22 protein-coding genes are annotated in these 24,584 nt (G+C 62.9%); 13 read left to right on the forward strand and 9 right to left on the reverse strand.

Annotated elements, in window-relative coordinates:
- Positions 1 to 16: 16 nt before the first annotated feature.
- The 10 genes from rpsH (at position 17) to argS (ending at position 7,790) form a co-directional block, all read left to right on the forward strand.
- Positions 17 to 412 (forward strand): 30S ribosomal protein S8, encoded by a 396-nt coding sequence (gene rpsH / locus ACMLHG_RS12290; protein WP_294436526.1) that lies wholly within the window; start codon positions 17 to 19, stop codon positions 410 to 412.
- A 25-nt stretch (positions 413 to 437) separates the two neighbouring features.
- On the forward strand, positions 438 to 971 hold the full coding sequence (gene rplF / locus ACMLHG_RS12295) for a 50S ribosomal protein L6 (RefSeq protein WP_294436525.1): 534 nt from the start codon (positions 438 to 440) through the stop codon (positions 969 to 971).
- A gap of 27 nt (positions 972 to 998) precedes the next feature.
- The gene (rplR, locus tag ACMLHG_RS12300; protein WP_417170673.1) at positions 999 to 1,361 is read left to right on the forward strand and encodes a 50S ribosomal protein L18; all 363 of its coding nucleotides are present in this window, start codon (positions 999 to 1,001) and stop codon (positions 1,359 to 1,361) included.
- An 11-nt stretch (positions 1,362 to 1,372) separates the two neighbouring features.
- Positions 1,373 to 1,900: a 30S ribosomal protein S5 gene (gene rpsE / locus ACMLHG_RS12305; RefSeq protein ID WP_294436523.1), complete on the forward strand. Its 528-nt coding sequence runs from the start codon at positions 1,373 to 1,375 to the stop codon at positions 1,898 to 1,900.
- Positions 1,901 to 1,924: 24 nt separating this feature from the next.
- Positions 1,925 to 2,371, forward strand: a complete 447-nt coding sequence (gene rplO / locus ACMLHG_RS12310; RefSeq protein WP_294436522.1) for a 50S ribosomal protein L15 — start codon at positions 1,925 to 1,927, stop codon at positions 2,369 to 2,371.
- A gap of 22 nt (positions 2,372 to 2,393) precedes the next feature.
- Positions 2,394 to 3,773: a preprotein translocase subunit SecY gene (gene secY / locus ACMLHG_RS12315; RefSeq protein ID WP_417170674.1), complete on the forward strand. Its 1,380-nt coding sequence runs from the start codon at positions 2,394 to 2,396 to the stop codon at positions 3,771 to 3,773.
- Positions 3,774 to 3,860: 87 nt separating this feature from the next.
- Complete coding sequence (gene cmk, locus ACMLHG_RS12320) at positions 3,861 to 4,529, forward strand: (d)CMP kinase (protein ID WP_294436520.1); 669 nt, start codon at positions 3,861 to 3,863, stop codon at positions 4,527 to 4,529.
- 6 nt (positions 4,530 to 4,535) lie between these two features.
- Entirely contained in the window at positions 4,536 to 4,952 is a 417-nt protein-coding gene (locus ACMLHG_RS12325) for an acyl-CoA thioesterase (RefSeq protein WP_294436519.1), read from the forward strand.
- Positions 4,949 to 5,971 (forward strand): type I phosphomannose isomerase catalytic subunit, encoded by a 1,023-nt coding sequence (locus tag ACMLHG_RS12330; protein ID WP_417170675.1) that lies wholly within the window; start codon positions 4,949 to 4,951, stop codon positions 5,969 to 5,971. The genes ACMLHG_RS12325 and ACMLHG_RS12330 overlap by 4 nt, the downstream gene beginning before the upstream one ends.
- 28 nt (positions 5,972 to 5,999) lie before the next feature.
- Positions 6,000 to 7,790, forward strand: coding sequence for an arginine--tRNA ligase (gene argS / locus ACMLHG_RS12335; protein ID WP_294436517.1), 1,791 nt, complete (start codon positions 6,000 to 6,002; stop codon positions 7,788 to 7,790).
- Here the strand turns inward: argS and ACMLHG_RS12340 are convergent.
- The 8 genes from ACMLHG_RS12340 to ACMLHG_RS12375 all read right to left on the reverse strand — a co-directional run bounded on the left by ACMLHG_RS12340 (position 7,753) and on the right by ACMLHG_RS12375 (position 18,005).
- Positions 7,753 to 8,748, reverse strand: coding sequence for an NAD-dependent epimerase/dehydratase family protein (locus ACMLHG_RS12340; RefSeq protein ID WP_295808410.1), 996 nt, complete (start codon positions 8,746 to 8,748; stop codon positions 7,753 to 7,755). The genes argS and ACMLHG_RS12340 overlap by 38 nt on opposite strands.
- Positions 8,745 to 9,407 (reverse strand): HAD family hydrolase, encoded by a 663-nt coding sequence (locus ACMLHG_RS12345; RefSeq protein WP_417170676.1) that lies wholly within the window; start codon positions 9,405 to 9,407, stop codon positions 8,745 to 8,747. The genes ACMLHG_RS12340 and ACMLHG_RS12345 overlap by 4 nt, the downstream gene beginning before the upstream one ends.
- A gap of 4 nt (positions 9,408 to 9,411) precedes the next feature.
- A complete protein-coding gene (locus ACMLHG_RS12350; RefSeq protein WP_417170677.1) occupies positions 9,412 to 10,203 on the reverse strand; it encodes an aldolase/citrate lyase family protein in 792 nt (263 codons plus the stop codon).
- 11 nt (positions 10,204 to 10,214) lie between these two features.
- The gene (locus tag ACMLHG_RS12355) at positions 10,215 to 12,014 is read right to left on the reverse strand and encodes a thiamine pyrophosphate-binding protein (RefSeq protein ID WP_295808405.1); all 1,800 of its coding nucleotides are present in this window, start codon (positions 12,012 to 12,014) and stop codon (positions 10,215 to 10,217) included.
- 3 nt (positions 12,015 to 12,017) lie between these two features.
- Positions 12,018 to 13,355: a lipopolysaccharide biosynthesis protein RfbH gene (gene rfbH, locus ACMLHG_RS12360; RefSeq protein ID WP_295808403.1), complete on the reverse strand. Its 1,338-nt coding sequence runs from the start codon at positions 13,353 to 13,355 to the stop codon at positions 12,018 to 12,020.
- The gene (locus ACMLHG_RS12365) at positions 13,352 to 14,170 is read right to left on the reverse strand and encodes a glucose-1-phosphate cytidylyltransferase (protein WP_417170678.1); all 819 of its coding nucleotides are present in this window, start codon (positions 14,168 to 14,170) and stop codon (positions 13,352 to 13,354) included. Before ACMLHG_RS12365 ends, rfbH begins: the two co-directional genes overlap by 4 nt.
- Positions 14,171 to 14,182: 12 nt before the next feature.
- A complete protein-coding gene (locus ACMLHG_RS12370; RefSeq protein WP_417170679.1) occupies positions 14,183 to 16,300 on the reverse strand; it encodes a protein kinase domain-containing protein in 2,118 nt (705 codons plus the stop codon).
- Positions 16,301 to 16,400: 100 nt separating this feature from the next.
- Positions 16,401 to 18,005: a sodium-dependent transporter gene (locus tag ACMLHG_RS12375; protein ID WP_417170680.1), complete on the reverse strand. Its 1,605-nt coding sequence runs from the start codon at positions 18,003 to 18,005 to the stop codon at positions 16,401 to 16,403.
- Between the two features lie 170 nt (positions 18,006 to 18,175).
- Between ACMLHG_RS12375 and ACMLHG_RS12380 the strand changes: the two genes are divergently transcribed.
- Positions 18,176 to 18,583: a PaaI family thioesterase gene (locus ACMLHG_RS12380; protein WP_294436510.1), complete on the forward strand. Its 408-nt coding sequence runs from the start codon at positions 18,176 to 18,178 to the stop codon at positions 18,581 to 18,583.
- A gap of 21 nt (positions 18,584 to 18,604) precedes the next feature.
- Entirely contained in the window at positions 18,605 to 21,019 is a 2,415-nt protein-coding gene (locus ACMLHG_RS12385) for a heavy metal translocating P-type ATPase (RefSeq protein ID WP_417170681.1), read from the forward strand.
- On the opposite strand, the gene ACMLHG_RS12390 is transcribed toward ACMLHG_RS12385, so the two are convergent.
- Positions 21,009 to 23,606 carry a GH116 family glycosyl-hydrolase gene (locus tag ACMLHG_RS12390; RefSeq protein ID WP_417170682.1) on the reverse strand — a complete coding sequence of 866 codons (2,598 nt, stop codon included), beginning with the start codon at positions 23,604 to 23,606 and terminating at the stop codon, positions 21,009 to 21,011. The two genes, ACMLHG_RS12385 and ACMLHG_RS12390, sit on opposite strands and share 11 nt — an antisense overlap.
- A gap of 104 nt (positions 23,607 to 23,710) precedes the next feature.
- Here ACMLHG_RS12390 and ACMLHG_RS12395 point away from each other — a divergent pair, with 104 nt between their 5' ends.
- Positions 23,711 to 24,550, forward strand: coding sequence for a helix-turn-helix domain-containing protein (locus tag ACMLHG_RS12395; protein WP_417170683.1), 840 nt, complete (start codon positions 23,711 to 23,713; stop codon positions 24,548 to 24,550).
- Positions 24,551 to 24,584: the final 34 nt, after the last annotated feature.

Consider the following 24,584-nt stretch of genomic DNA (forward strand, 5'->3'; position numbering starts at 1 on the left):
AGGAAGCAGGAAAAAAATGAGTATGCAAGATCCGATTGCCGATATGCTTACCCGTATCCGCAACGCGGGTGCGGCGGGCCTGAAAGAGGTCGCCATGCCCAGTTCGCGTGAGAAGGCGGCGATTGCCGCGGTTCTCAAGACCGAAGGGTATGTGAAGGATTTCGCGGTGGCCGAAGACGGTGCCAAGCGTCGGCTGGTCATTGAGCTCAAGTATGTTGGCGGCAAGCCGGTGATCGAAGGGCTCGAGCGCGTGAGCAAGCCCTCCTGCCGGGTGCACTGCGGCAGCCGGGAGATTCCCCGGGTTCGCAACGGTCTGGGCACGGTGGTGCTGACCACGCCGAAGGGGATCATGAGCGGTCGTCAGGCGGCGAAGGAAAACGTCGGCGGCGAAATTCTCTGCTACGTCTGGTAACACTAAGAGTTAGGAACGATTCAATATGTCTCGTATAGGCAAAAAACCGATCGACATTCCTTCCGGCGTGAAGGTTTCTGTCGAGGGGGCCGAAGTGAAGGTGGAGGGCAAGGGCACGCTTGCGATGCCGCTTCCGCCGCACGTGTCGGTTGAAGTCAAGGACGGCAAGGTGTATGTCCAGCAGGCCTCTGACGACCGTCGCGCGAATGCGATGCACGGATTGACCCGGAGCCTGATCCAGAACATGGTGACGGGAGTCACGACTGGATTCCGGAAGGAGCTGGCGATTGTCGGTGTTGGTTACAAGGCGCAGCTGGCCGGTTCGAAACTGACGCTGTCGCTGGGATTTTCGCATCCGATTGTGTTCGAAGTTCCGCAGGGTGTGAAGCTCACGGTCACTCCGGACAACAAGATGGTCATCGAGGGCAGCGACAAGCAGCTGGTCGGTGAAACCGCAGCCCGGATCCGCCGGTTCCGTCCGCCGGAACCCTACAAGGGCAAGGGCATTCGTTATGTTGACGAGCGCATCGTCCTCAAGGAAGGCAAGTCCGTGGGTTAATCCCGGGGAGCTTAAGGAGCTGATAAAATGGCTGTTATCAATCGGAAAGCACAACGTGTGCGCCGCCACATCCGGATTCGCAAGAAGGTTTCCGGCACGGCTGAGCGCCCGAGATTCTGCGTCAGTGTCACGACCAATCACATCTACTGTCAGTTTATCGATGATGTGAACGGACGCACGCTGGCGAGCACTTCGAGCCTGGATGCGAAATTCAAGGCCGAAAACGCCCGTCCGAACATGGCGGGAGCGGCGCTGCTGGGGAAACTCGCGGCGGAGGCGGCTAAGGCGGTCAATGTTACGGAAGTGGTCTTCGACCGGTCTGGCTACAAGTACCACGGCCGCGTGAAGGCGATCGCCGAGGCGGCCCGCGAAAACGGACTCAAGTTCTAAGGGAGCGATCCATGGCTAAACGTGAAAATTTCAATGAGCCGGTGCAGAGCGAATTTGACGAGAACGTCATTTCGATCAACCGGAGTGCCAAGGTGGTCAAGGGCGGCAAGAACTTCAGTTTCGGCGCCCTGGTTGTGGTCGGCGACCACAACGGCCGGGTCGGTTACGGCTACGGCAAGGCCAATGAAGTCTCCGACGCCATTCGCAAGGGCGGTGAGGCGGCCCGCCGGAATCTGATGAAGGTTCCGATGCACGGGAATACGCTTCCGCACGAGATCGAGGTGAAATTCGGCGGGGCGCGGGTTCTGCTGCGTCCGGCCAGTTCCGGTACCGGTCTGATCGCCGGCGGTGCGGTTCGTGCGATTCTCGAGCTTGCCGGCGTCAAAGACGTGCTGGCGAAGTCGCTCGGCGCGGCCAATGCCGCCAACGTGGCGAAGGCGACCTTCAAGGCGCTTTCGCAGCTCTCGACCCGCGAAGAGGTCTATGAGCGCCGCGGACTTGAACTGCCGAAGGCTGCTCCGGCTGCGGAAAACAACTAATCAACGAATGGGAATACCTGGATTATGAAACTGCATGAACTCAGTCCGAACCCCGGTTCCCGGCAGCGGCGCAAGCGCGTCGGGCGCGGGGACAGCTCCGGCCTCGGCAAGACCGCCGGACGCGGGGAGAAGGGGCAGAAGTCCCGTACCGGTTCGAAGATCCGTCCCTTCTTCGAGGGCGGTCAGATTCCGCTGTTCCGGCGTCTGCCGAAGCGCGGCTTCAATCAGCCGAACCACATCGAGTACGCGCTGGTCAACCTGAATATTCTGGAAGACAACTTCGCGGCGGGCGACGTGGTGGATGCCGAGTCGCTCCGCGCCAAAAAGCTGCTCGGCAAGGCCGAGAAGATGATTAAAATTCTCGCCAACGGCGAACTGACCAAGGCGCTGACGGTCAAGGCGGAGAAGTTCTCTGCCGCGGCCCAGGCCAAGATCGAAGCCGCCGGCGGGAAAGTCGAAGTGGTCGAGTAACACCGGGAGAAACGGGTAGAAAATGTTGACGGCATTTCTGAATACGCTGAAAGTCAAGGAGCTGCGCAATCGCCTGCTCTTCACGGCACTCATTATCGTGCTGGTGCGGTTTGCGAGCAACATCCCGTGCCCCGGAGTGGATCCGGCGGCGCTGGAGAAATTCATCACTGAAGTTACCGCCAACAGTTCCGGTGGGTTCATGGCACTGATCGACCTCTTTTCGGGCGGTGCGCTCGCGCACTTCGCCCTGGGAGCGCTGGGGATCATGCCGTACATCACCGCCTCGATCATCATTCAGCTTCTGGTCCCCGTGCTGCCCCAGCTCGAGAAGATGCAGCGCGAAGGTGAGACGGGGCGCCAGAAGATCAGTCAGTACACCCGTTATCTGACGATTATTGTCTGTATTGTTCAGGGGGCGATGGTGGCGGTTGCGATGGTCAATCCGAGCAAGCTCGGGCTGCCCAGTCCGAGTGAACCGCTCTTCATCGGCTCCAAGGCCGTGTTCATTCCGATCACGGTGCTGGTGATCACCTGCACGACGATGGTTTTCACCTGGCTCGGCGAGCAGATCACCGAGCGGGGCATCGGCAACGGTGTCTCGCTGATCATCACGATCAACATTGTCTCGCGGCTGCCGCATTCGGTGATTGAACTCATCGACATGGCGATCAAGGGGCAGACGCCGGATGGCGGAACCTTCCGTCCGGTCCAGCTGCTGCTGCTGCTCGCCGTGTTCTGCGGTGTGACCGCGGCGACGATCCTGCTTTCGCAGGGATACCGCCGGGTGCCGATTCAGATGGTCCGCAAGACGGTCGGCAAGCAGATGATGGGCGGCTCGACCTACATGCCGCTCAAGGTCAACTTCGCCAACGTCATGCCGATCATCTTCGCCGGTGCGCTGCTGATGTTGCCGGAATACTTCTTCCAGTACATGGCTGCGCGCGGCGACGCGAGTTCGATCTGGCTGAAGCTGGCGATGTTCTTCCGGCAGGATGGTGCGGGCTATATGGTCACCTACGGTCTGCTGATTCTGGCTTTCAGCTTCTTCTGGGTGGCGAACCAGTTCAATCCGATTCAGATCGCCGACAATCTCAAGAAGGAGGGGGCCTACATCCCCGGCATCAGCCCCGGCCAGCCGACGGCTGACTTCCTCGATACGGCGATGACCCGGGTGACGGCGGGCGGCGCGGTCTTTCTGATGGCGCTGGCGCTCTTCCCGATGTTCCTCTACAACAGCTTCCGGATTCCGTTCATGGTGGCCCAGTTCTTCGGCGGCACCAGTCTGCTGATCATGGTCGGCGTGGTGCTCGATACCATGAGCCAGCTGGAGTCTCATCTGACCATGCGTCATTACGAGGGATTTCTCAAGAGCGGACGGCTGCGCAGCCGCAGCGGCAACTGACGCGCCGTTGGCCTTTGTTCGAACTGTCGGACCGGTCCGACTGGGCGTCCAGTCGAAACCGGTCCTTTTTTTCATTGGACGAATGTTATGAGCAATGTGATTGCAATCGACGGTCCGGCGGCGTCCGGCAAGAGCACGATTGCGAAGCGGCTTGCCGAGCGGTTTCGCATCGCCTATGTAAACACCGGGAGTCTCTACCGGGCGGTGGCGCTGGCCGCGATGCGCGCGGGGGAGAAGCTCGATTCTCTGACTCCCGCGTTTCTTTCCACGTTGAAACTGGAGTACTGCCGGGACGATTCCGGGCAGTATGAGCTGAAACTGAACGGGGAGTTCCCCGGCGCCGCCCTCCGCGCTCCCGAGATTGCCGACGGGGCGAGTCTGGTGGCGACTCAGCCGGCGGTGCGGAATTACCTGCTGGAGGTCCAGCGTTCCTTCGCCGGAGCGCAGAGGATCGTCATGGAGGGGCGGGATATTGGAACGGTGATCTTTCCCGATGCGGAATTTAAATTTTTTGTGACCGCCACTCCGGAGGAGCGGGCGCGCCGCCGCCTCGCGCAGACCGGAGAGGTCGCCGACGGCGCGACGCTGGCGGAGGTGGCGCGGGCCATCGCGGAACGGGACCGGCAGGACTCCACCCGCGCGGTGGCTCCGCTGCGCCCGGCGCCGGATGCGGAAGTGATCGATACCACCGGCCTGACGATCGATGAAAACGTCGACCGGATTGCCGCGAAAATTGAAGCGAAAAGCAGGAGATGAGGGAACATGTATCACGAGATGCAATATCGGGTGCCCTACGCGGATACCGACCAGATGGGCGTGGTGTATTACGCGAATTACCTGGAATATTTTGAACGCAGCCGCACGGAAATGCTCCGTTCGGTCGGACTGCCTTACAGCGAACTGGAGAAGCAGAACATCTTCCTGCCGGTTTCAGAGGCCCACTGCCGGTATCTTGCGCCGGCGCGTTACGATGATCTGCTGACCTTCCGTTCCCGGGTCGTCGAGATCAAGGGGGTGCGCATGCGGGTGGAATCCGAGGTGCGGCGCGGCGACGAGCTGCTGGTGTCCGGGTATGTGGTTCTGGTCTGCGTCAACGCCGACCGCAAGGTGGTGCGCATGAGCCGGAGTCTGATCGATGCCTGTCAATGTTTTCTTGAAGCTCCGGAGAGTGTGAAATGAGTGAATATATCGATTTTTCTCTGCTGTACCCCATGAAGTTCGCCCCGATCTATCAGGCGCGGATGTGGGGTGGAACCCAGATGAGTGAAGTGCTCGGCCGCGAAGTTCCTGCGTCGGAGGATCCGATCGGGGAGTCGTGGGAGCTGGTGGACCGCCCCGACGAACAGAGTGTTCTGCTCAACGGCGCGCTGGCCGGTCGGACGTTGCACGAACTGCTCACGCACTACGGTCGCGAACTGGTCGGCCGGAAGGCGAAATCGGTGGAGCGTTTCCCGCTGCTGGTCAAGCTGATTGACGCGGGAGACCGGCTGTCGCTGCAGGTCCATCCGGACGAGGCGGCCTGCCGGGAGATCGGTAACGGCGCCGAACCGAAGACCGAAATGTGGTACATCATCGCCGCCGGCAAAGGGGCGCAGATCCTCGCGGGGCTTTCCGGCCGCGCGACCCGTCAGCAGCTGGTGAGCCGGCTCGATTCCCCGGACGTGGAAAATCTGCTCCAGGTCTATCCGTCGCAACCGGGCGACGCCTACTTCATCACCTCCGGAACGCTTCACGCGATCGGCGGCGGCAACCTGATTCTGGAGATTCAGCAGAACAGCGACACCACCTACCGGGTGAGCGACTGGGGGCGGGTCGATGCGCACGGCAAGCCGCGGCAGCTGCATATCGCGGAGGGGGTGCGTTCGATCAACTTCATGAACCGCACTTCGCCCCGCATCGCCGGTGTCTCCGGAACCGCCGGACACAACCGGAAGTTCGACGTGGTTTCGCTCTGCCCGTTCTTCGCGGTCAGCGATCTGCGTCTGGTCGGCGTCTGGAACGACGACACGGCGCCTTCCGGGAGTTTCCACCTGATCAGTGCGATCAACGCCCCGGTCCGGATCGGCCGCTCCGATGAGCCGGAGCAGATGGTCGAAGCCGCCGCCGGTGAGACGGTGCTGGTTCCGGCCTGCTACGGCGCTTACGTGGTCGAACCGCTCTCCCCCGGTGAAACCCGGGTGGTCAAGACGACGCTCTAATCAACACTGCTGAACCACGGATTTTACGATGAGCTATCAATTTATCACCGATCTTGAGAATGATCTGCGGAAGCGGTTCCCGAAATATCCGGCGGAACCGACTCTCACGCCGGACCGCTGCCCGGCCGGAATGAAGGGGGATTTCGCACTGAACTGTTTCCGTCTGGCCCGTTTCTGCGGCGGTCCCGCCGCGGCGGCGGAGGCGGTCGCCGGATATCTGAAAACCCATGCGGATGTGGAATCCGTGGAGGTGGTCAAGGCGTTTGTCAACGTCACGCTGCGCCCCGCCGCGCTCTGCCGCGATTCGGTGGCGAATGTCGGCGCACTGCTCGATTCCGCCCGGCTGGAAGAGGGCGCCCGGCGGCGCATTCTCATCGAATACTCCGCGCCGAACACCAACAAGCCGCAACATCTCGGCCACGTGCGCAACAACACGCTCGGCATGTCGCTCGCTTCGCTGCTCAAGCGGGTCGGTCACGACGTCATCGAGATCAACCTGGTCAACGACCGCGGCATCCACATCTGCAAGTCGATGATCGCTTACGAGCGGTTCGGCAACGGCTGCACGCCGGAGTCGACCGGAATGAAGGGCGATCACCTGGTCGGCAAATTCTACGTCGACTACAACCGGGCGCTGTCGGAGGAGATCAAACAGCTCCGCGCCTCCGATCCTTCGACGGAGGGAAAGAGCGACGAAGAGCTGTTTCTCGCAACCGAGCTCGGCCGCGCCACCCAGAAGATGCTGCAGCAGTGGGAGGCCGGGGATCCCGAGGTGCGCGCCCTCTGGAAAAAGATGAATTCGTGGGTGTTCGCCGGTTTCGCCGAGACCTACAAACGCATGGGGATCCATTTCGACCACACCTATCTGGAGAGCGAAACCTACCTGCTCGGCAAGGACATCGTCGCCGCCGGGCTGGAGAAGGGGGTGTTCGAAAAGCGCGAGGACGGCGCGGTCATCTGCGACCTCGGCAAGCTGGGGCGCAAAGTGGTGCTCCGCAGTGACGGCACCAGCGTCTACATCACGCAGGACATGGGGACCACTCTGCGCAAATATGAGGATTACCACCCCGAATCGATGATCTGGGTGGTGGGCGACGAGCAGAATCTCCACTTCCAGATGCTCTTTGAAATCATGAAGCGGCTCGGCTATCCGTGGGCGGATCAGCTCTACCATCTCTCCTACGGCATGGTCAACCTGCCGAGCGGGAAGATGAAGAGCCGCGAAGGCACCGTGGTGGATGCCGACGATCTCTTCGACGAGATGGCGCGTCTCGCCGCGGATGCGTGCCGGGAGCGGGGCGGCGAAGCGCTCAGCGAAACGGAGCTGGCCGAACGCAGCGAAATCATCGGGCTCGGCGCGCTGAAGTTCATGCTGCTGAAATTCAATCCGAAGACGACGATTCTCTTCGATCCTGCCGCGTCGCTGAAGTTCGAAGGGGACACCGGGCCGTACATCCAGTACGCCGCCGCGCGGATTCACTCGATCGAACGGAAGGCGCGGGAGCGGAAGATCGATTTCGACGCCGCGTCGGCCGACTGGTCGCTGCTCGGCCACGAGGCGGAGAAGGCGCTGGCGGTGACCGCCGGCTTCTATCCTGCGGTGTTGCGGACCGCCGCCGAACGGCGCGACTGTTCGGGGCTGGCGGAGTATCTGCTTGAATTGGCGAAGGCGTTCAACCGCTTCTACCGGGAGTGCCCGGTGCTGGCCGCCGAGAGCGAATCGCTGGTCGCCGCCCGGCTGGCGATGGCCGACGCGGTGCGCGCCATTCTCACCGACGGACTCAATACGTTGACGATCCGGGTGCCGGAGGCGATGTAACCGCGCCCCGGTTCCGATGGAAGGCGATGGTGCGGCGGAGCGCTTCGCGCAGCGGCACGGCGGCGGCGAGCCCGAGTTCCTCCCGGGCCCGGGTGACGTCCGGCACGTAGCGCGGCGCGGGGCCGTCGCTCCGCTTTCCCCGGATCTCCACATGCGGAACCGGCTCGAAGCAGGAGGCGGTCAAATCCGCCGCTTCGGCGATCGAAAAACTCTCCGGCGAACCGACGTTGTACGGACGGCCGGAGACTCCCTGAAACAGAATTGTCCAGAGCCACTCCGCCAGCTCCCCGGCGTAGAGCCACGAGCGGAAGGGGCGGCCGTCTCCCTGCACCACGATCGGGCCGCCCCGGAGGCCGTCGCGGAGAAAGTTGCCGATGGCGAAGTGGATTCCGAGGTTGAGATAGGGGCCGACAAAGGCGAAACAGCGCGGCAGCAGGACGGGGAGTCCGGAGGCGATGCAGAGCTGTTCGGCTTCGAGTTTGCCGCGCCCGTAAGCGGTGACCGGATGGCAGGGGAAGCTCTCCGGAATCCCTTCCAGCTCCGGCGGCTGGACACCGTAGACCGCGCCGGAACTGGTGAAGAGAAACCGTTCCGCCTGTGCCGTTTCCGCGAACGCGAGCATTCGCCGGGTGCCGGAGACGATGACGTCGTACATCTCCTCCGGCTGTTCGGCGAGCAGTTTCGCACTCGCGTCGGTGGCGGCGTGGATCACCAGATCGAAGGTGCCGGGCGGAAAGGGAAAGCTCCGGACATCCCCCGCGATGAACCGGAGGTTCCGCCAGTGATCGAACTCCGGACAGGCGGCGAGGAACCGTTTCGGGTCGCGCGAAAGCACCGTCACCTCCGCCTCCGCTCCGGAGGCGCGCAACGTGGTGAGCAGCCATTTGCCGAAGAAGCCGGTGCCGCCGGAGAGAAAGAGCCGTTTGCCGTCCAGCTGCTCGCGGAGATTCGGATTCATTGCAGAAGTTTCCTCCAGGTTGCAGGGGTCAGGAGAAGATCCGGCCTGGCCTGCTTCAGTTCCTCCTGTGAGCCGTATCCCCAGGTCACGGCGGCGGCGGGAATTCGGTTTTTGCGCGCGGCAGCGATGTCTCCGGGCGTGTCGCCGACCATGATGATGTGTTCCGGTGCAATGTCGAACTGTTTCAGCGCACAGCTGACCAGTTCCGGCTTGGTCAGCGTCTTCCCCGGCAGAATATCCGGAGAAAAGCTGCCGTCGAATTGTGTTTCCCAACCGAACTTTTTCAGGAGAAACCGCGTGGGACCCTGTCGTTTGTTGGTGACGACGGCCAGTTTCCTGCCTGCGTGTTTCAGTGCTGCGAGCATTGCGTCCGCCCATTCATACGGAACCGTACCGGGGAAGGGGGAGTTGTCGTAGCGGAACTTGAACTCCCGGATAATCTCCTCCTTCCGCTCCCGGCTGATGCCGGGAAACAAAATGTCGGTCATCTCCTGCAGGGATGGGCCGACGCGGAAGAGCGATCGGAAGCGGGGGCAGGAGAGGCCGAGCGTATCGAGCGTCTCCTGCCAGGCGAGGATGATATCCTCTTCCGAACGGCAGAGGGTGCCGTCCAGATCGAACAGGACAAGGCCGAACCGGATGGAAGCGGCGCGGTTCATGGGGTTACTCCTGCATATCCTGGACGCGTTTTTCCAGCATGGCGATGCGACTTTCATCCTCTTTGCGGATACCGGAGTAGTAACGGCGCTTGCTTTTGAGCCAGAGCAGTTCGAATTCGAGGGCGCGACGGAAAATTTTGTCTCCGAACCCGGTCGCATCCGCGCGGAACACCACCTTGCGGGTTTCGAACTTGTCGATCAGCCCCATCTGGGTCAGGCGCTGAAGAAAATCCCGGCTTCGGGCGGAAATTGCGCCGCCTAGGGTGTTCTTCAGCCCCTTTGCCCTGGTTTTGACGAAAGTGTTCCGGCAGATTTCGAAGAATCGTTCGCTGTCGACTTCGCTCCTGCCGCACCCCATGGAACCGGCGAGATCGACTCGTCCGACCGTGACTCCCTGAATGTTACCGATTTTGCTGATCTCCAGCATGGCGTCGAGATTCTGATAGCAGGTGATCGTCTCCATGTTGAAGTAGAACTCGATGTCGGCGGCATTGTCCGGCGCGATCATCGTCTCGATCATGTTGGCGTACTTCGTGAGCGCGTAGGGGGTTTCCACCATCGGCGCAATGATGCTGGCTACGCCGATCTGAAGGCAGTTGTAGACGTCGGTCACCGATTCTACGCCGCCGATCTTCATGATGATCGGCAATCCGACCGCCGAGGTGATGTCCTTGAGGCGCATCAATTCGGACATGCGGGCGCCTTCCGCTTCAAATTCCGCCTTGATCTGGATGCAGCCGCAGTCGTCCCGCAGGGAACGCAGCACACCGATCATCTCTTTTTCCAACACATTCATGGCAGCAAATCCTATTCTTCCGGTTCCGGTTCAACGATCATGTTTTTTCGGAACTCCTCCCGGTCGAGGAAGGGGTAGAGGTCCTCCAGAGGTTTGGAGATCATACGCCCATCCGGGAGCTTTTTCGAGGAGAGTTTCGGGGCAAACGGGAGGTGGTCCGGCATGCGTACCACGCAGAGAACCGGGCCTGGCAGGGAGAGAATCGCATCGATTTCTTCCGCGAGCTTCTCCTGACTGGAGAGTTCTCGGTCCGGAATTCCGAAGGCCGCCGCTACTTTCCGGAAATCCGGAAAACTCACGCCGCTCGGCCCGTCACAACCGATGAGTTCGTCACCGAAAAAGTTGGCCTGGGTCTGCTTGATGGAGCCGTACCCGTTGTTGTCCAGCAGAAAGATCTTGAGCGGCAGTTGCCGGTGAACTACCGTCTGGAGCTCCTGCAGATTCATCATAAAACTGCCGTCACCCGCGAGGCAGATGGTGGGGCGGCCATTGCCGAGACACGCCCCGATCGCCGCCGGCAGGTCGTATCCCATCGAGGCACAGCCGGAATTCCAGAACATCGCGCGGCCCGCCTTGACGATTCCAGTCTGGAAAAGTGCGACGCAGGCGGTCCCATTTCCGGCGACGATGTTCCAGTCGGCGGAGGCACAGCGGGTCAGTTCGTACATGAAGTGGTAGGGATTGATGAGATGGTTCCAGGCGCGGTGTTCGGCGGTGTGAGCTGGATAGCGGCGTCGGCGTTCGCGGCACCAGGCAAGCCACTCCGACCAGTCCGGTTTCTCTGCGTGACGGGGCTGGAAAAAGGCGGCGAATTCCGCGAGGAATTTCCCCGCATCCCGCTGGATCGCCAGATTGGGCCGGAAGAGTTTTTTCTTCAATTCCGCGGGATCGATGTCCACCGAGACCTTGACTGCGGCACGGCAGGTACTCGGCCAGTTGTAACTTACCTGGCGGATGTTGTTGCGCGAACCGATCGAGAGGACCAGGTCGGCGTTCTGCAGAACAAAATTTCCCGCCCGCTGCCCCTGCGTGCCGATTCTCCCGGCGTAAAGGGGGTGATCCGTCGGAACGATTCCGATACCGTTGAAGGTGGAGAGCAACGGAATTTGAAGCTGTTCGGCAAGTTGAAGAAACGCCTTTTCCGCTCCGGCGATCCGGATGCCGGCTCCGGCGATGATTGCCGGGCGTTTCGCCTGCCGGAGCAGTTTCCATAACTCCTCCGGGTTCCATGCCGGTACCGGTGCCGCCGGAGGCGGTGTGAAAGCGCGAAGTCCGTCAGGATCGATCAATGCCCCCTGTACATTCAGCGGAATATCCAGCCAGACCGGGCCTGGTCGCCCCTCCTGCATATAGTAAAGCGCCTTTTCCAGCTCTTCGCGGATCGATTCCGGCTCGGTGACCATGGCGGCGTATTTGGTCACCGGACGGACGATGTCGACGATGTTGATCTCCTGATCGCCGAGCTGACGCAGCCCGAGTTCCGGACAGGAGCGGATGGTCGTTTCGAATTTCACCTGGCCGGAGAGATAGAGTACCGGAACCGAATCGAGCCACTGCCCGATGACGCCGGTCAGCGCATTGGTGCCGCCGGGACCGGTTGTAACCGATACCACCGCCAGGCCGCCGCCCGCACGGACATACCCTTCGGCGGCGATGGCGCAGGCCTGTTCATGGTGTTGACAGACCGGAATCAGCCGTTTTTCGCAGCGCAGGGCGTCGTTGAGGTGCATCGCCCCGCCGCCGGTGACCAGAAAGACATGCTTTGCGCCGCGGTCGGCCAGAGTCTGAAAAATGTAATCGGCTACTCTCATGATTTATTTGCTCTTTCTGCAGAAATTTCGTATGGTTTCAGCCATGTAGGCGAGTTTTTCCTCCGTCATGCCCGGATAGAGGCCGATCCAGAAGGCGTCATTCATGATCCGGTCGGTGGCGGTGAGCTCGCCGACGATCCGATACTCCTTCCCTTCGGTGAGCGGCTCGAAACAGGGGTGGCAGGTCAGGTTCCCGGCGAAGAGGTTGCGGGTCTGAATCCGGTGCTCCTCAAGGTGGCGCGTAAGATCGGTGCGGGTGAACTTCACGCCGGGCGACAGCGTGATCAGAAAGCCGAACCACGAGGGATCGCTCTCCGGATAGCTGCGGCACAGCTCCAGCTCCGGCAGGTCGCTCAGCGCCTCGAAAAGAAAGCGGAAGTTCCGCCTCCGCTCCTCCCCGAACTCCGGCAGCTTCTCCAGCTGCGCGCAGCCGACCGCCGCCTGCATGTCGCTCACCTTGAGGTTGTAGCCGAACCGGCTGTAGACATATTTGTGGTCGTACCCGGCCGGAAGTTTGCCGAATTTGCCGGTGAAGCGGCGGCCGCAGACCCCGTCTTCGCCGGAGTTGCACCGGCAGTCGCGCCCCCAGTCGCGCAACGAGCGGGCAATCCGGTAAAGCTGTGGATTGTCGGTGTAGAGCGCCCCCCCTTCGCCGGTGGTCATGTGGTGCGGCGGGTAGAAACTCGACGTGCCGATGTCCCCCCAGGTGCCGGTGAGACGCCCGGCAAAGCGGGAGCCGAGGGCGTCGCAGTTGTCTTCGATCAGCCAGAGGCGGTACTTGTCGCAGAAGGCGCGGACCGCGTTCAGTTCAAAGGGGTTGCCGAGCGTGTGGGCGAGCATTACCGCGCGGGTCCGGTCCGACCGGGCCTCCTCCAGACGCGAGACGTCGATGTTGGCGGTCTCCGGTTCGACGTCGACGAAGACCGGCACCGCCCCGTACTGGAGCAGCGGCGAGACCGTGGTCGGAAACCCGGCTGCGACGGTGATCACCTCGTCGCCGCGGGCGATCCGCCGCTCCCCGAGCTCCGGAGCGGTCAGCGTCATGAAGGCGAGCAGATTGGCCGAGGAGCCGGAGTTCACCAGCAGGGCGGACTGTATGCCGAGGTACTCCGCCAGTCTCCGTTCGAACTCCCGGGTGTAACGCCCGGAGGTGAGCCAGAACTCCAATGCGGAATCGACCAGATTGACCATTTCGCGCTCGTCGAAGACCCGTCCGCCGTAGTTGAGATAGGTGACGCCCGGTTCAAACGGCGCGTTCTGCGCCGGAGCGTGAATCAGTTGGTAATATTCCCGAACCTTTTCGAGAATTTCATCGTGAAGCTGCTGTTGCTGTGAAGTCATGCGTGTTTCCAGAATTTTGTCCAGGGGGCGCGGCCGGTCTCCCAGAGGTGGTTGAGCAGGGCATACTCCCGCGGGGTGTCCATGCACTGCCAGAACGATTCGTGGCGGTAGGCGGCGATATTGCCCTCCTGCGCCGCTTCGAGCATCGGACGCTGTTCAAGAAACGCATCTTCTCCGGTGAGGTGGCGCTTGACGAACTCCCGCTTCATCACCATGAAGCCGCCGTTGATGAAGCCGCCGGCCTGAACCGGTTTCTCTTCGAAGTTCGATACCGTGTCGCCGCTGATCTGCATTTCGCCGAAGCGCCCCTCCGGATGCACCGCCGAAACGGTCAGAAGTTTTCCCTCCCGGCGGTGCAGGGCGAGCAACGCCGCAAGATCGATGTCGGCAACGCCGTCGCCGTAGGTGAGGAAAAACTCCGGCTCTTCCGGGCGCAGATATTTCGCCGCGATGGCGACACGGCCGCCGGTTTTCGTATCGATGCCGGTGTCGGCCAGCGTCACCTCCCACCCCTCTTCGGGAATGTTGTCGTGAAACCGGACCTGGTTGGCGCTGCTGCCGAGCGTGATCGTCACATCCGACCGGTGGGCGTGAAAGTTCATGAAGTAGTCGATGAAACATTCCCGCTTGTAACCGAGGCAGAGGATGAAGCGGCGGACGCCGAAGGCCGCGTAGATGTGCATGATGTGCCAGAGAATCGGCTGTTCGCCGATCGGCACCATCGGTTTGGGGAGCAGTTCGGTGACATCCCGCAACCGGGTGCCCCTGCCGCCGCAGAGAATCATTGCCGGCGGCATGACAGAGGTTTCATTCATCGAGGGACCTCCTTATTCCTTGTGTTCGTGAGTGGCCATGGTTTCACATTCAATCAGCTGGATCAGCAACCCGTTGACCAGATTGACGCTGTCACCGGAGACGAAGTAGGTCTTGCCGCCGATTTCGGTTTCGAACTGGAGGAGCTGGTTTTCCTGGAGCCGGTCGGCCAGTTCGAGCACCTCGTCGGCGGAGAGGGGACCGGGCAGCGGTTTTCCCGGTGCCGCCACGGCAAATTTCCGGTCCTGCACGGTCACGACGGAGCGATGGCTGTCGACAAAATAGAGTTCATGCGCCGGATCGAGGGTGTTTGCCCGGAGCAGCGGCTGAAGAATGCGTTCGAACCGCAGTTCGAATCCGGCGGTGCCGAGGAACTCCCCGGCGGGCGTGTACAACGGATATCGGCAGTAGATCCGGTATTTGCCGATGTTGCCGGCATAGGGGGCGGACCAGATGATTTTCCGATCTTTGCCGGTGTCGCCGATCTGCTTCCAGAGCTCGACGGCGGCCGGCGAGGCGGGATCCTCGTAGGAACCGGGGTAGCTGTAGCGGACGTTGTTCGCCCACTGCACCAGCAGCCGCTGGATCATCGTGCCCTGTTTCAGCAGCAGCCGTCTGCCGCCGCGGCTCTCGTTGATGTCGTGGCTGGCGAGATCGTAGGAGAGAATCTTGCTGCAAATGTCGACGAACTGCTTCGCCCCGAGCGGCCGCAACTGGACGCCGTTCGGAGGATCGGCGGGGAGCCGGACCATGTAGTCGAGATTGATCGGGTAACTGTAGGAGGCGGCGCGGACCATCCCCGGCGGAGAGGTCTCCGGCGAGCGGAATGCACTGTTGTCATAGAACCTGGAATTCTGTTCGACCGGCTCCTGCATGTCCTCGATGAGGTTGTCCGCAAAGAGCAGCAGCTGAGCCTGCACCAGCACGAAGTTGTGCGCCACCGCCGCGGCGAGGTCGTCGGTGTAGGACTGTAGCTGCAGCCGGTGTGTCAGATTGGCGCTGCGCTCCTGCTCGAGCCGGTTGGCGTGGTCGTAGACCAGAAAGAGCCAGCCGCAGAGTGCGAGGAAGAGCGCGCCGACGATCAGGATGGTTTTGATCCGGTTGCGGTAGATTATCCGGAAAAGTTTCTGCACCGGATTGTCCGGCGCCGCCGAAACCTCCTCGTCGTAAATGAGGTGGCGGACGTCGTCGGCGAGCTCCCGGACGCTGCCGTACCGCTGGGCCGGATCCGGGTGAACCGCTTTGGCGATGATTGCGCGCGCCGCCCGGGAGATCTTCACCGCCGGCAGGTAGTGCTGGCAGTGTTCCACCTCGGAAATGCTGCAGCGGGTGAGATTGCCCACTTCGGAGCCGTCGCTCACGCCCCGGCGCAGCGTCACCATTTCAAAGAGCACCATACCGAGGGAGTAGACGTCGATCTGCGGCGTCACCAGCCGCGTGCGGAGAAACTCCGGCGGCAGGTAGTTGGGCGTGACGTTGAGCCGCTCCGGAACCGAACCGGCGAGCCGGGCGCATCCCCAGTCCATCACGTAGACTTCGCCGTACTGGCCGAGCAGGATGTTTTCCGGCTTGATGTCGCCGTGGACGATCTTCCGGCTGTGACAGTAGTCGATCACCTCGCAGATCTTGAGAAAATATTCCAGCCGGGAGGCGAGCGCAAGATGTTCTTCGCGGGAGCTTACGGTGTGGTCGTCGTAGGAAGCGCGGAGCTTGACGATGAAACTGTTGAGCGAAGAGCCGTTGATGAGCTTCATCGCCACCTGCCAGTAGCCGTCTTCGCCCTGCGCCATCGCGTAGACCGGCACGATCGAAGGGTGGTCGAGCCGGGCGTTGAGGCGGCACTCCTCGATGAAGGCGCGGACCGCCCCCGGGTCGTCGCGGAATTTCGCGTTGAGCGTCTTGACCGCCACCACCCGGTCGAAGAGCGTGTCCTTGGCCTTGCTCACTTCGCCGACGCCGCCGGAAGCGAAGGAGCAGATGAATTGAAACCGTTCTGCAAACGAGGGATCCCGATTTTCCGGCAGTGCTCCGGAATCCGGGAAGAACGCTTCGGATTTCTCCTTGTTCTCCAGGACGACCGTCACATCCATCTCCGCATCGGTCTGCCCGTCTTCTGTTCTCTTCTCCTCCATGGCGGCCTCCTTTCAAACGCTCCTCCTGCCCCGTTCCGGGTACAGCTGTCCTCCTCTGTTTCCGTAAAGTGTTCCGCGCCGGCGGCCGGATTGCAGCAGTTCAGAACCCGAGGTTGACGCCGATCGCCTGAAGGAAGACGAACATGATCACCACCGGGGCGAGAAAACGAACCAGCAGCCCCCACAGGGTCATCACCGTGAGCCCGTGGTTGCGCGAAGTGCGGTAAAGGGGTTCCCCGCGGAAGCCGGAGAGCGAGGTGATGAGGTTTTCATCCACCTCCGGCCCGGCGCCGCGCCGGAGTTCCCGCCCCGCTTTGCGGGCGGTCCAGATCCAGCCGACGAAGATCGCGGTCAGCATGCCGGCGATGGGCAGCATCCAGTTGCTGGTCACCTTGTCGAGCAGATCGAACCAGCTGCCGCAGAGCGCGATGTTTTCCGGCAGGAAGATGGCGGAGAGCGCCTGATGCACGCCGGGAATGCTGTTCCAGTCGCCGACGCTGACGCAGGCGAGACAGCCCAGCCCGCCGATCGCGACAAAGCAGAGCAGAACCGCCACTTTGCGGCTCATGTGAAACTGGTCGATCAGGAAGGTCACGCCGCTCTCGAGCAGCGCCGCCGCGCTGGTCAGCGCCGCGATGGTCAGCATCAGGAAGAAGAGCCCCGCCCAGAGCCAGCCCATGCCGCCGGGGAAGTTGTTGAAGGTTGCCGGCAGAACGTTGAAGATCAGACTCGGCCCCGCCGCCGGATCGAACCCCATGGCGAACACCGCCGGAAAGATCGCCAGCCCCGCCAGAATCGCCACGCCGGTGTCGAGCACGATCACCCAGAGCGAGGCGCTGAAGATGTTTCTGTCGCGGCTGAGGTAGCTGCCGTAGGTGATGGTGATGCCCATCCCGAGGCTGAGGGTGTAGAAGGAGTGGCCGAGCGCTTCGAGCGCTCCTGCCGTGCTGAGTTTGGAGAAGTCCGGCGTCAGGAAGAAGGCGACGCCGTTCTCCGCTCCCGGCAGGGTGAGGCTGCGGAACACCAGGGCGACCAGCAGCAGAAAGAGCGCCGGCATCAGGATCTTCGACCACCGTTCGATGCCGTTGCGGATTCCTCCCCAGACCATCAGCGCCGAGGCGCCGAAGAAGACCAGGTGCCAGAGGACCACCCGCCCCGGGGAGTGGATGAAGCTGCCGAACGCATTCCCCGCGGCTTCGACGCTGTTGAAGTGCAGTCCGCCGGTGAAGGCCTTGACCGTGTATTCGACGATCCAGCCGCCGACGACCGAGTAGTAGGAGAGGATCAGCATCGCGGTAATCAGCGAGAAGAGTCCGACCGCGGCGAACCCCATCGTGAGCATCATGACCGCCGCGATGGCGGCGACGACGGCGAAGCCGAAGCTCCCGGAGCAGGAGAGCAGCAGTGCCGCCGCCAGCAGGAATCCGCCGATGATATCCGCAAACCGGGAGCGGCGGAGCTGAAGCGCCTTGAAGGCGCCGTAGGGATTCTTTCTGGTCCGCCGGCCGATGACGATTTCGCAGAGCATGACCGGCATGCCGACCAGGAGGATGCAGAAGAGGTAGACGAGCACGAAGGCGCCGCCGCCGTTCAATCCGGTGATATAGGGGAATTTCCAGACATTCCCGAGCCCGACCGCGGAACCTGCGATCGCAAGAATGAATCCGATCGAGCTGCCCCAGCTCTCTCTCTTTTGCGTTTCCATGGAACTCCTTTCCCGGGAATTATTCACACATTCATCTCTTTACTGTACCAGCGGGAAGCGTTTTTTTCAACCGCGGAACGGTTTTTTCCGCGCATTCCTTGTGAAAAAATGAATTGCGGGTTATATTATCCACTGCTTTCGAGGGGGATCTGTTTCATGGAGGCGCACGTATGGATTTCGAAGCACTGAGGGAGCGGCTCAACCGCAATGACCGGTTCTGCCGCATGAACGGGATACACCTTACGGTCATCCGTTCCGGTTACGCCGAGGCGGAGCTGGAGATCACTCCGGACAAACTCAACGGACTGGATCTCGTGCAGGGCGGGGCGATTTTCACACTCGCAGATCTCGCCTTCGCCGGTGCCGCCAATTCTGGCGGAATCCCGACTGTGTCGGCGTCGGTCAATCTCTCCTTCATCCGGCCGGGCACCGGCACGAAGTTGCGGGCGGTGGCCTCCGAGGTGAGCCGCGGCCGCCGCACCGGTGTCTACAGTGTCCAGGTGTTCGACGGCGCCGGGAAGATCGTCGCGCACGGCTCGATCACCGGATTCGCCTTCGAACCGCGCCCGACCGCGTAACTGCAAGAAGGAGCTTGTCGCATGGGGAAACTCTCGTTTGCCGTCAAGGGGATGCACTGCGCGGGCTGTGCCGCCTCGGTGGAGCGCGCCGTGCGGAAACTGCCGGGCGCGTCGGATGTCTACGTGAACTTTGCGGCGAACCGTCTGACGCTCGAAGCGGCGGCGGAACTCTCCGCCGGGCAGGTGGTCGAGGCGGTCCGGTCGGCCGGATTCACCGCGGAGCCGCTCGGCGGCGACCCGGCGCGGCTCGAATTCGATGTGCGCGGGATGCACTGCGCGGGCTGTGCCGCGTCGCTGGAGAAGGCGGTCGCCGCGCTCGACGGCGCGTCGGATGTCTACGTGAATTTCGCGGCGAACCGGCTGACGCTCCGGGCGGAACCCGGGCGGCTTTCCCCCGAACGGGTTCTCGAAACCATCCGCGCCGCCGGATTCGAGGGCGCCGAGAGGAGCGATACCGCCGCGCCTGCCGCTTTCGAAGAGGATGTCGCGGCGGAGCGCTCTGAGACGCGCCGGTTCATCGTCGCCGCGGTGTTCGCGCTGCTGCTCTGCTACGTGGCGATGCACGAAATGTTTCATCTGCCGTTCTTTCCGCTGGCGCCGGGTTGGCTGGCACTGCTGGAGATCGTGCTGTTGATTCCGGTGGTTGCGGCGGGGTTCCGCTTTTACACCGGCGGATTCCGTTCGCTGTTCCGGGGGGAGCCGAACATGGACTCCCTGATCGCCTGCGGCACCGCCGCCGCGACGGTCTACAGTTTGTGGCTCTGTTTCCGCGGCGAGTTTCACCCGCTCTACTTCGATACGGCGGGGATGATCGTCGCGCTGATCATGCTCGGGAAATTTCTGGAGGGGCGCGCCCGCCGCCGCGCCTCCGGAGCCATCCGGGAGCTGATGAACCTCGCCCCCGCGACGGCAATCCGGCTCGAGGAGGGGGGCGAGCGGGAGATCCCCGCGACCGGAATCCGGGTCGGGGATCGCCTGCGGGTCCGGCCGGGGGACCGGATTCCGGCCGACGGCGTGGTGGAGTCCGGCGAAAGCGACGTCGATGAGTCGATGCTGACCGGCGAAGCGATGCCGGTGCTCCGCAAGGCGGGCGACCCGGTGACCGGTGCGTCGATCAACGGCAACGGTTCGTTGATCATCCGCGCCACCCGAATCGGTGGCGATACGGTGCTGGCCCGGATCATCCGGCTGGTCGAGGAGGCGCAGGGGTCGCGTCCGCCGATTGCCCGGCTGGCCGACCGGATTGCCGGGAAGTTCGTCTGGACGGTGATCGCCATCGCGCTCGTGACCTTTGCCGCCTGGTTTGCCGCCGGGGCCGGGTTTGCCGCCGCACTCAGCTTCGCGCTGGCGGTGATGGTGATCGCCTGCCCCTGCGCGCTCGGTCTGGCGACGCCGATCGCGCTCATCGTCGGCATCGGGCGGGGCGCGAAATCGGGCATCCTGATCAAATCCGGCGCCGCCCTCGAAACGGCGGGGAAGACCGGCACCGTGATCTTCGACAAGACCGGCACCCTCACCGTCGGCCGCCCGGAGGTGAAGGAGCTTTTTCTGTTGCCCGATGCCGGGTTTTCCGCGGAGGAGCTGTTCGCCGTCGCCGCCGGGGCGGAGAGCCGGTCCAACCACCCGCTCGCGCGCGCCATCGTGCAGGAGGCGGAGAGGCGCGGCGTCGCCCCTGCGGCGGTGGAGAAGTTCACCGCCCGTCCCGGTTTCGGCCTCTCCTGCGAGGCGGACGGGCGGCTCTGGCTGATCGGCAGTGCCCGGCTGATGCAGGCGGTGGGGATCGATGTTGCAGCGCTCTTCCCGGTGCAGAAGGCGCAGTCGCTGGTCTATTTCGCCTGTGACCGCCGCCCCGTCGGCGCGGTCGGCATCGGCGACCGGATCAAGCCCGGCGCGGCCGAAGCTCTGCACGAACTGCACGGACTCGGTGTCAAGACGGTGATGCTCACCGGCGACAACGCCGCCGCGGCGCAGTCGCTGGCTGATTCGCTCAAGCTCGATGAGTTCCACGCTGAACTCCTGCCCGGCGACAAGGCCGGATTCATCCGCCGGCTTCAGCAGGAGAACGGCGGCACGGTCGTGGCGATGGTCGGCGACGGCATCAACGACGCCCCCGCGCTCGCGCAGGCGGATGTCGGCATCGCCATCGGCTCCGGCACCGACGTGGCGATGGAGACCGCCGACGTGGTGCTCATGCACGCGGATCTCGCCGGGGTTCCGGCGGCAATCCGGCTCAGCCGGGCGACGATGCGGATCATCCGCGAGAACCTCTTCTGGGCCTTCTTCTACAACGCGGTCGGCCTGCCGCTGGCGGCGGGGCTTTTTTACGCGCTCTTCGACGGCCCCCGCCTCAACCCGGTCTTCGGCGCGATGGCGATGGCGGCGAGTTCGGTTTCAGTCGTGCTGAACGCGCTCCGGCTGCGCCGCTTCAAGCTCTGACCGCGGTTCCGGTGAAGGTCAACCGGTCGCCCGCCCGGAGCCGGACCGGTTCCGCCGGAATCCATTCGCCGTCCTTCCATGCCCCGGCGAGCGCCGCTCCGTTCCGGGCGGCGGATTCCGCCTGGAGCCGGAAGGCGGAGAACTCCGCTTCGCCGTGCAGAATGTGGAGCGTCTGCTGCTGCCCGGTGCGTTCAAACGTCCCCCAGACCGTGCCGAGCGACCAGAAACAGCGGAAGTCGCCGGAGAGGACCGGCCGGAATCCGATCATGCCGCGCACCATGTCGTAACAGAAGCCGCTGTACGCCTGAAGCATCGCGTAGGAGGCCATGCTGCGGGCGTAGTTGCTGCCGCATTCGATCTCGTTCCAGGGATTGCGGCGCCGTCCGTCGTAGCGGCGGCGGATCGCCCGGGCCAGCTCCTCGCCCTTCTCCGGTTCGCCGGTCATGACCAGATGGGCGGCGACGGCCCATTCGAAGCCGGTCATCGTCTCGGAGTTGTAGGGCAGCGGAATCACCGGCTTCTCCCGTCCCTCCGGCCAGACGCAGATGATGCAGCCGCCCTCGTCGTCGACCGAGAAGGTGCGCCAGGTGTTGGCGAACTCCCGCAACGAGGGGCGGAAGTTGTAACGGTAGATCGACCGGAGCGTGGAGTGAATCCGTTCCGGCGCGAGAATTTCGCCGATGCCGTAGAGCGAAGCGTACCACTGGCCGAGGTGGGCGTCGATTTCGCACCCTTCGGCGGCCTGGTATTTGATTTCGCAATGCTCGGCGTCCCAGTAGGGGTTGTGTTCCGCCGTTTCGTCCCCCTGCAGGAAGGGGAGAATCTGCGCGGGATCGTGGATGTCCACCGCCTGCTGGTAGTACTCCCCGTTGAAGAGGTGCTCTTCGCACCAGCGTTTCCCTTTTTCGAAGAGTTCCGCGCAGAACGTGCCGAACGCGGGGTCGCCGCAGTACGGAGCCATCTCCGCCGCCGCCTTGAGCGCGCCGAGGTAGTGGCCGGTGAGCCAGCCGGAGGGGCCGAACTGCTCCACGTCGAGCGTGTGGTGCTGTCGGCCGGTGATGACGCCGCTCTGTTCCGGATCCCAGCGGTCGGGGTTCTTCGAACTCCAGGCGTATTCGATCGCCTGCCGGACCGCGAACCAGATCGAATTGAGCCACTTCGTATCGCCGGAGATCTTCCACTCGCGGTAGATCTTCATCACTTCGCCGTAGGAGCCGTCGACGCAGGGGCGCATCCATCGGGCGCGGGCCCGGATGCCCAGCGGCAGCCGGAGCCGGAACTGCCAGCCGCCGTTCTCATCGAAGCCGTATTTCGCCTGCGATTCCCGGATCGACCGCTCGAGATCGGGGAAGAGCAGCGGCAGTGCCTGCGCGTAGTTCCAGACATGCTGGCAGGTGCCGGGGCAGGAGCCGCGTTCCGGACCGACCCCCTCCCACCCCCACAAGGTGCCGTCCTCCACCCGCAGACAGGTCGGCGAGATCAGGACGGAGAGGTTCGCCGCCGCCCCTTCGAGCGACGCCGCAGGAATCGTGCTCTCATGCAGAGCCCGGCGGAAGAGGAACACCTTCTTCCGGCTCTCCTGCCAGATGGGGAAGAATCGCTGTGCCGCGTCCGCCGCGTCGGAGCAGAGACGCGTGTAGTAGTTTTTCCAGCGGTTCTCCTTCAACCCGGAACGGCGCAGCTCCTCCTCCACGTTGGAATCCCAGGTGTTGCGCCGGTTCGGAACGTACCAACTGATCAGGAAGCGGACCGTTTTCCGCTCTCCCGGCGCCAGCGTGAAATGGGCTCCGAGCATGCCGCAGTCGCGCCGGGATGGGCTGATCCGGCCGGAGTAACTGCGGTTGCGGAACGCACCCGGCGTGTTGAGGTCGTTCCAGTAGACCTCGAGGAAGTCGCGCCAGCGCCCCCGGTACCAGTACTCCTGAAACGAGACCTCCTCCGCGTCGGTGGAGAGGGCGAGTTCGCCGTAATCGAAGGAGTCCGGGGCGAGGTTGTTGTTGAGCTGGAGCTGGGTCAGACCGTTTGTCCGCGTGACCCGGTTGTCCGCTTCCGGATTCTCCCACGGGTTGGCGAGTGCGCCGACGCAGCTGTAACGGTACGTGGCTTCAGAACTGTTTTCAAGCGTGATCTCGTAGAGCGCGACCGGGAGCGATGCGAGGTCGGATTCCCCGGGGACGAACGGGCTCCACGCCGTGAGGCGCACCCGGCCGGGGAAGCCGGGATCGGCGAAGGTGAGCTCCGCCGCCGGGAACTCGCCGTCGAACTCCACGTCGCGGAAGTGGGGGAGTCCGCAGAGCGTCTCCTCGCCGGGGCCCCAGCCGAAACCGTAATACATCGCGTCGTTCCCTCTCCGTTCGCCGGAGAGGTCGGAGAGCAGGTCGCCGTGGAGGATGCGGGCCGCTTCGACCCGGCCGTTTTGTTCGGCGCGGACGGCGAAATGGGAACAGCCGTTGCCGAGACCTTTCCCGGCGTGGTTGAAGATCTCCCAGTCGATGAGCCGGCCGTTGCCGGCCAGCCCGATGCATCCGGCGCCGATTCCGCCGACGGGGAACGAGACTTCGCGCAGAGCTTCACCTCGCAGTTTCATGGTAAAAAAATCCTTTCCTGGTTGAAATCTTCCGTCACGGATAGTATTATACCCGGAAATGGCCGAAAAAGGAATGGGAAAACAGGCCGGAAAGATATGATTTTATGCCGTTGACCGAAGAACCGCAGTGGCGCGCCATGCACAATATGGTCCGGCTGGAACTGCACCAGCTCGCCTTCGCCGATTTCGCCTGGCAGGGGCGGAACACCCACTTTTTCAACCGGCTCTTTCTGGTGCTGGCGGGAGAGGGGGAGGTGCGGAACCACACCGGCGGCGAACGGCTGGCACTGCGTCCCGGATTCGGCGTCTTCCTGCCGGAGGGGCTGGATCTCGGGTTTGAGTTCCGGCCGGGATTGCGGTTTCTGAGCTGTCACTTCAATCTTTCGGTACTGCCGGGCGTGGATCTCTTCGGGCAGGAGCGGCATTGCCGGGAGTTTCCGGTCGACCCCGGGGCGCTGGAGCGGATCATCGGGAACATCACTTCGCCGCCGGAGTGGCGGGCCTTCGGCGAGACCGAAGCGTTTCTCTGGAGCGTGATCGGGCATCTGCCGCTCCCTGCCGGTACCCGCCTTGCCGAACTTGCGGGGCTTGCCGGCCGTTACGGCGGGTTGCTCGGCTACATCCGGGAGCACCTCTCCGCGCGGCTGACGATCGACCGGCTTGCGGAGGTGGCCGGCCTCTCCCGGGGCAGATTGTCGCGCAACTTCTCGCGGGATTTTTCGATGCCGCTCAAATCGTTTCTGCAGAAGGAGCTGGCGGCGCAGGCCTCGCGGTATCTGCTGGGCTCTCCGCTTTCGGTGCGGGAGATTGCCGAGCGGCTCGAATTCAGCAGTGAGTACTATTTTTCGAACTTCTTCCGCCGCTGCACCGGCACGACACCCACCGCCTTCCGCCGGTCGAACCCCGGCCCCGTCTTCTGTCGGAAAGAGGAACCCGGCAGATAACGATAATCGAACAAATCCATGTTTTTCAAAATAA

This window comes from Victivallis sp. (assembly GCF_048170485.1).
Taxonomy (GTDB): domain Bacteria; phylum Verrucomicrobiota; class Lentisphaeria; order Victivallales; family Victivallaceae; genus Victivallis.

What these genes read in the sequence shown, in the direction of transcription:
- ACMLHG_RS12390 (WP_417170682.1), bottom strand. Translation starts at nt 23,606, where the DNA reads ATGAAACTGCGAGGTGAAGCTCTGCGCGAAGTCTCGTTCCCCGTCGGC.
- ACMLHG_RS12330 (WP_417170675.1), top strand. Translation starts at nt 4,949, where the DNA reads ATGAGTGAATATATCGATTTTTCTCTGCTGTACCCCATGAAGTTCGCC.
- ACMLHG_RS12355 (WP_295808405.1), bottom strand. Translation starts at nt 12,014, where the DNA reads ATGAGAGTAGCCGATTACATTTTTCAGACTCTGGCCGACCGCGGCGCA.
- ACMLHG_RS12385 (WP_417170681.1), top strand. Translation starts at nt 18,605, where the DNA reads ATGGGGAAACTCTCGTTTGCCGTCAAGGGGATGCACTGCGCGGGCTGT.
- rpsH (WP_294436526.1), top strand. Translation starts at nt 17, where the DNA reads ATGAGTATGCAAGATCCGATTGCCGATATGCTTACCCGTATCCGCAAC.
- ACMLHG_RS12340 (WP_295808410.1), bottom strand. Translation starts at nt 8,748, where the DNA reads ATGAATCCGAATCTCCGCGAGCAGCTGGACGGCAAACGGCTCTTTCTC.
- ACMLHG_RS12350 (WP_417170677.1), bottom strand. Translation starts at nt 10,203, where the DNA reads ATGAATGTGTTGGAAAAAGAGATGATCGGTGTGCTGCGTTCCCTGCGG.
- secY (WP_417170674.1), top strand. Translation starts at nt 2,394, where the DNA reads ATGTTGACGGCATTTCTGAATACGCTGAAAGTCAAGGAGCTGCGCAAT.
- rfbH (WP_295808403.1), bottom strand. Translation starts at nt 13,355, where the DNA reads ATGACTTCACAGCAACAGCAGCTTCACGATGAAATTCTCGAAAAGGTT.
- ACMLHG_RS12380 (WP_294436510.1), top strand. Translation starts at nt 18,176, where the DNA reads ATGGATTTCGAAGCACTGAGGGAGCGGCTCAACCGCAATGACCGGTTC.
- ACMLHG_RS12345 (WP_417170676.1), bottom strand. Translation starts at nt 9,407, where the DNA reads ATGAACCGCGCCGCTTCCATCCGGTTCGGCCTTGTCCTGTTCGATCTG.
- ACMLHG_RS12375 (WP_417170680.1), bottom strand. Translation starts at nt 18,005, where the DNA reads ATGGAAACGCAAAAGAGAGAGAGCTGGGGCAGCTCGATCGGATTCATT.
- rplF (WP_294436525.1), top strand. Translation starts at nt 438, where the DNA reads ATGTCTCGTATAGGCAAAAAACCGATCGACATTCCTTCCGGCGTGAAG.
- ACMLHG_RS12325 (WP_294436519.1), top strand. Translation starts at nt 4,536, where the DNA reads ATGTATCACGAGATGCAATATCGGGTGCCCTACGCGGATACCGACCAG.
- rplR (WP_417170673.1), top strand. Translation starts at nt 999, where the DNA reads ATGGCTGTTATCAATCGGAAAGCACAACGTGTGCGCCGCCACATCCGG.
- ACMLHG_RS12395 (WP_417170683.1), top strand. Translation starts at nt 23,711, where the DNA reads ATGCCGTTGACCGAAGAACCGCAGTGGCGCGCCATGCACAATATGGTC.
- cmk (WP_294436520.1), top strand. Translation starts at nt 3,861, where the DNA reads ATGAGCAATGTGATTGCAATCGACGGTCCGGCGGCGTCCGGCAAGAGC.
- rplO (WP_294436522.1), top strand. Translation starts at nt 1,925, where the DNA reads ATGAAACTGCATGAACTCAGTCCGAACCCCGGTTCCCGGCAGCGGCGC.
- ACMLHG_RS12365 (WP_417170678.1), bottom strand. Translation starts at nt 14,170, where the DNA reads ATGAATGAAACCTCTGTCATGCCGCCGGCAATGATTCTCTGCGGCGGC.
- rpsE (WP_294436523.1), top strand. Translation starts at nt 1,373, where the DNA reads ATGGCTAAACGTGAAAATTTCAATGAGCCGGTGCAGAGCGAATTTGAC.
- argS (WP_294436517.1), top strand. Translation starts at nt 6,000, where the DNA reads ATGAGCTATCAATTTATCACCGATCTTGAGAATGATCTGCGGAAGCGG.
- ACMLHG_RS12370 (WP_417170679.1), bottom strand. Translation starts at nt 16,300, where the DNA reads ATGGAGGAGAAGAGAACAGAAGACGGGCAGACCGATGCGGAGATGGAT.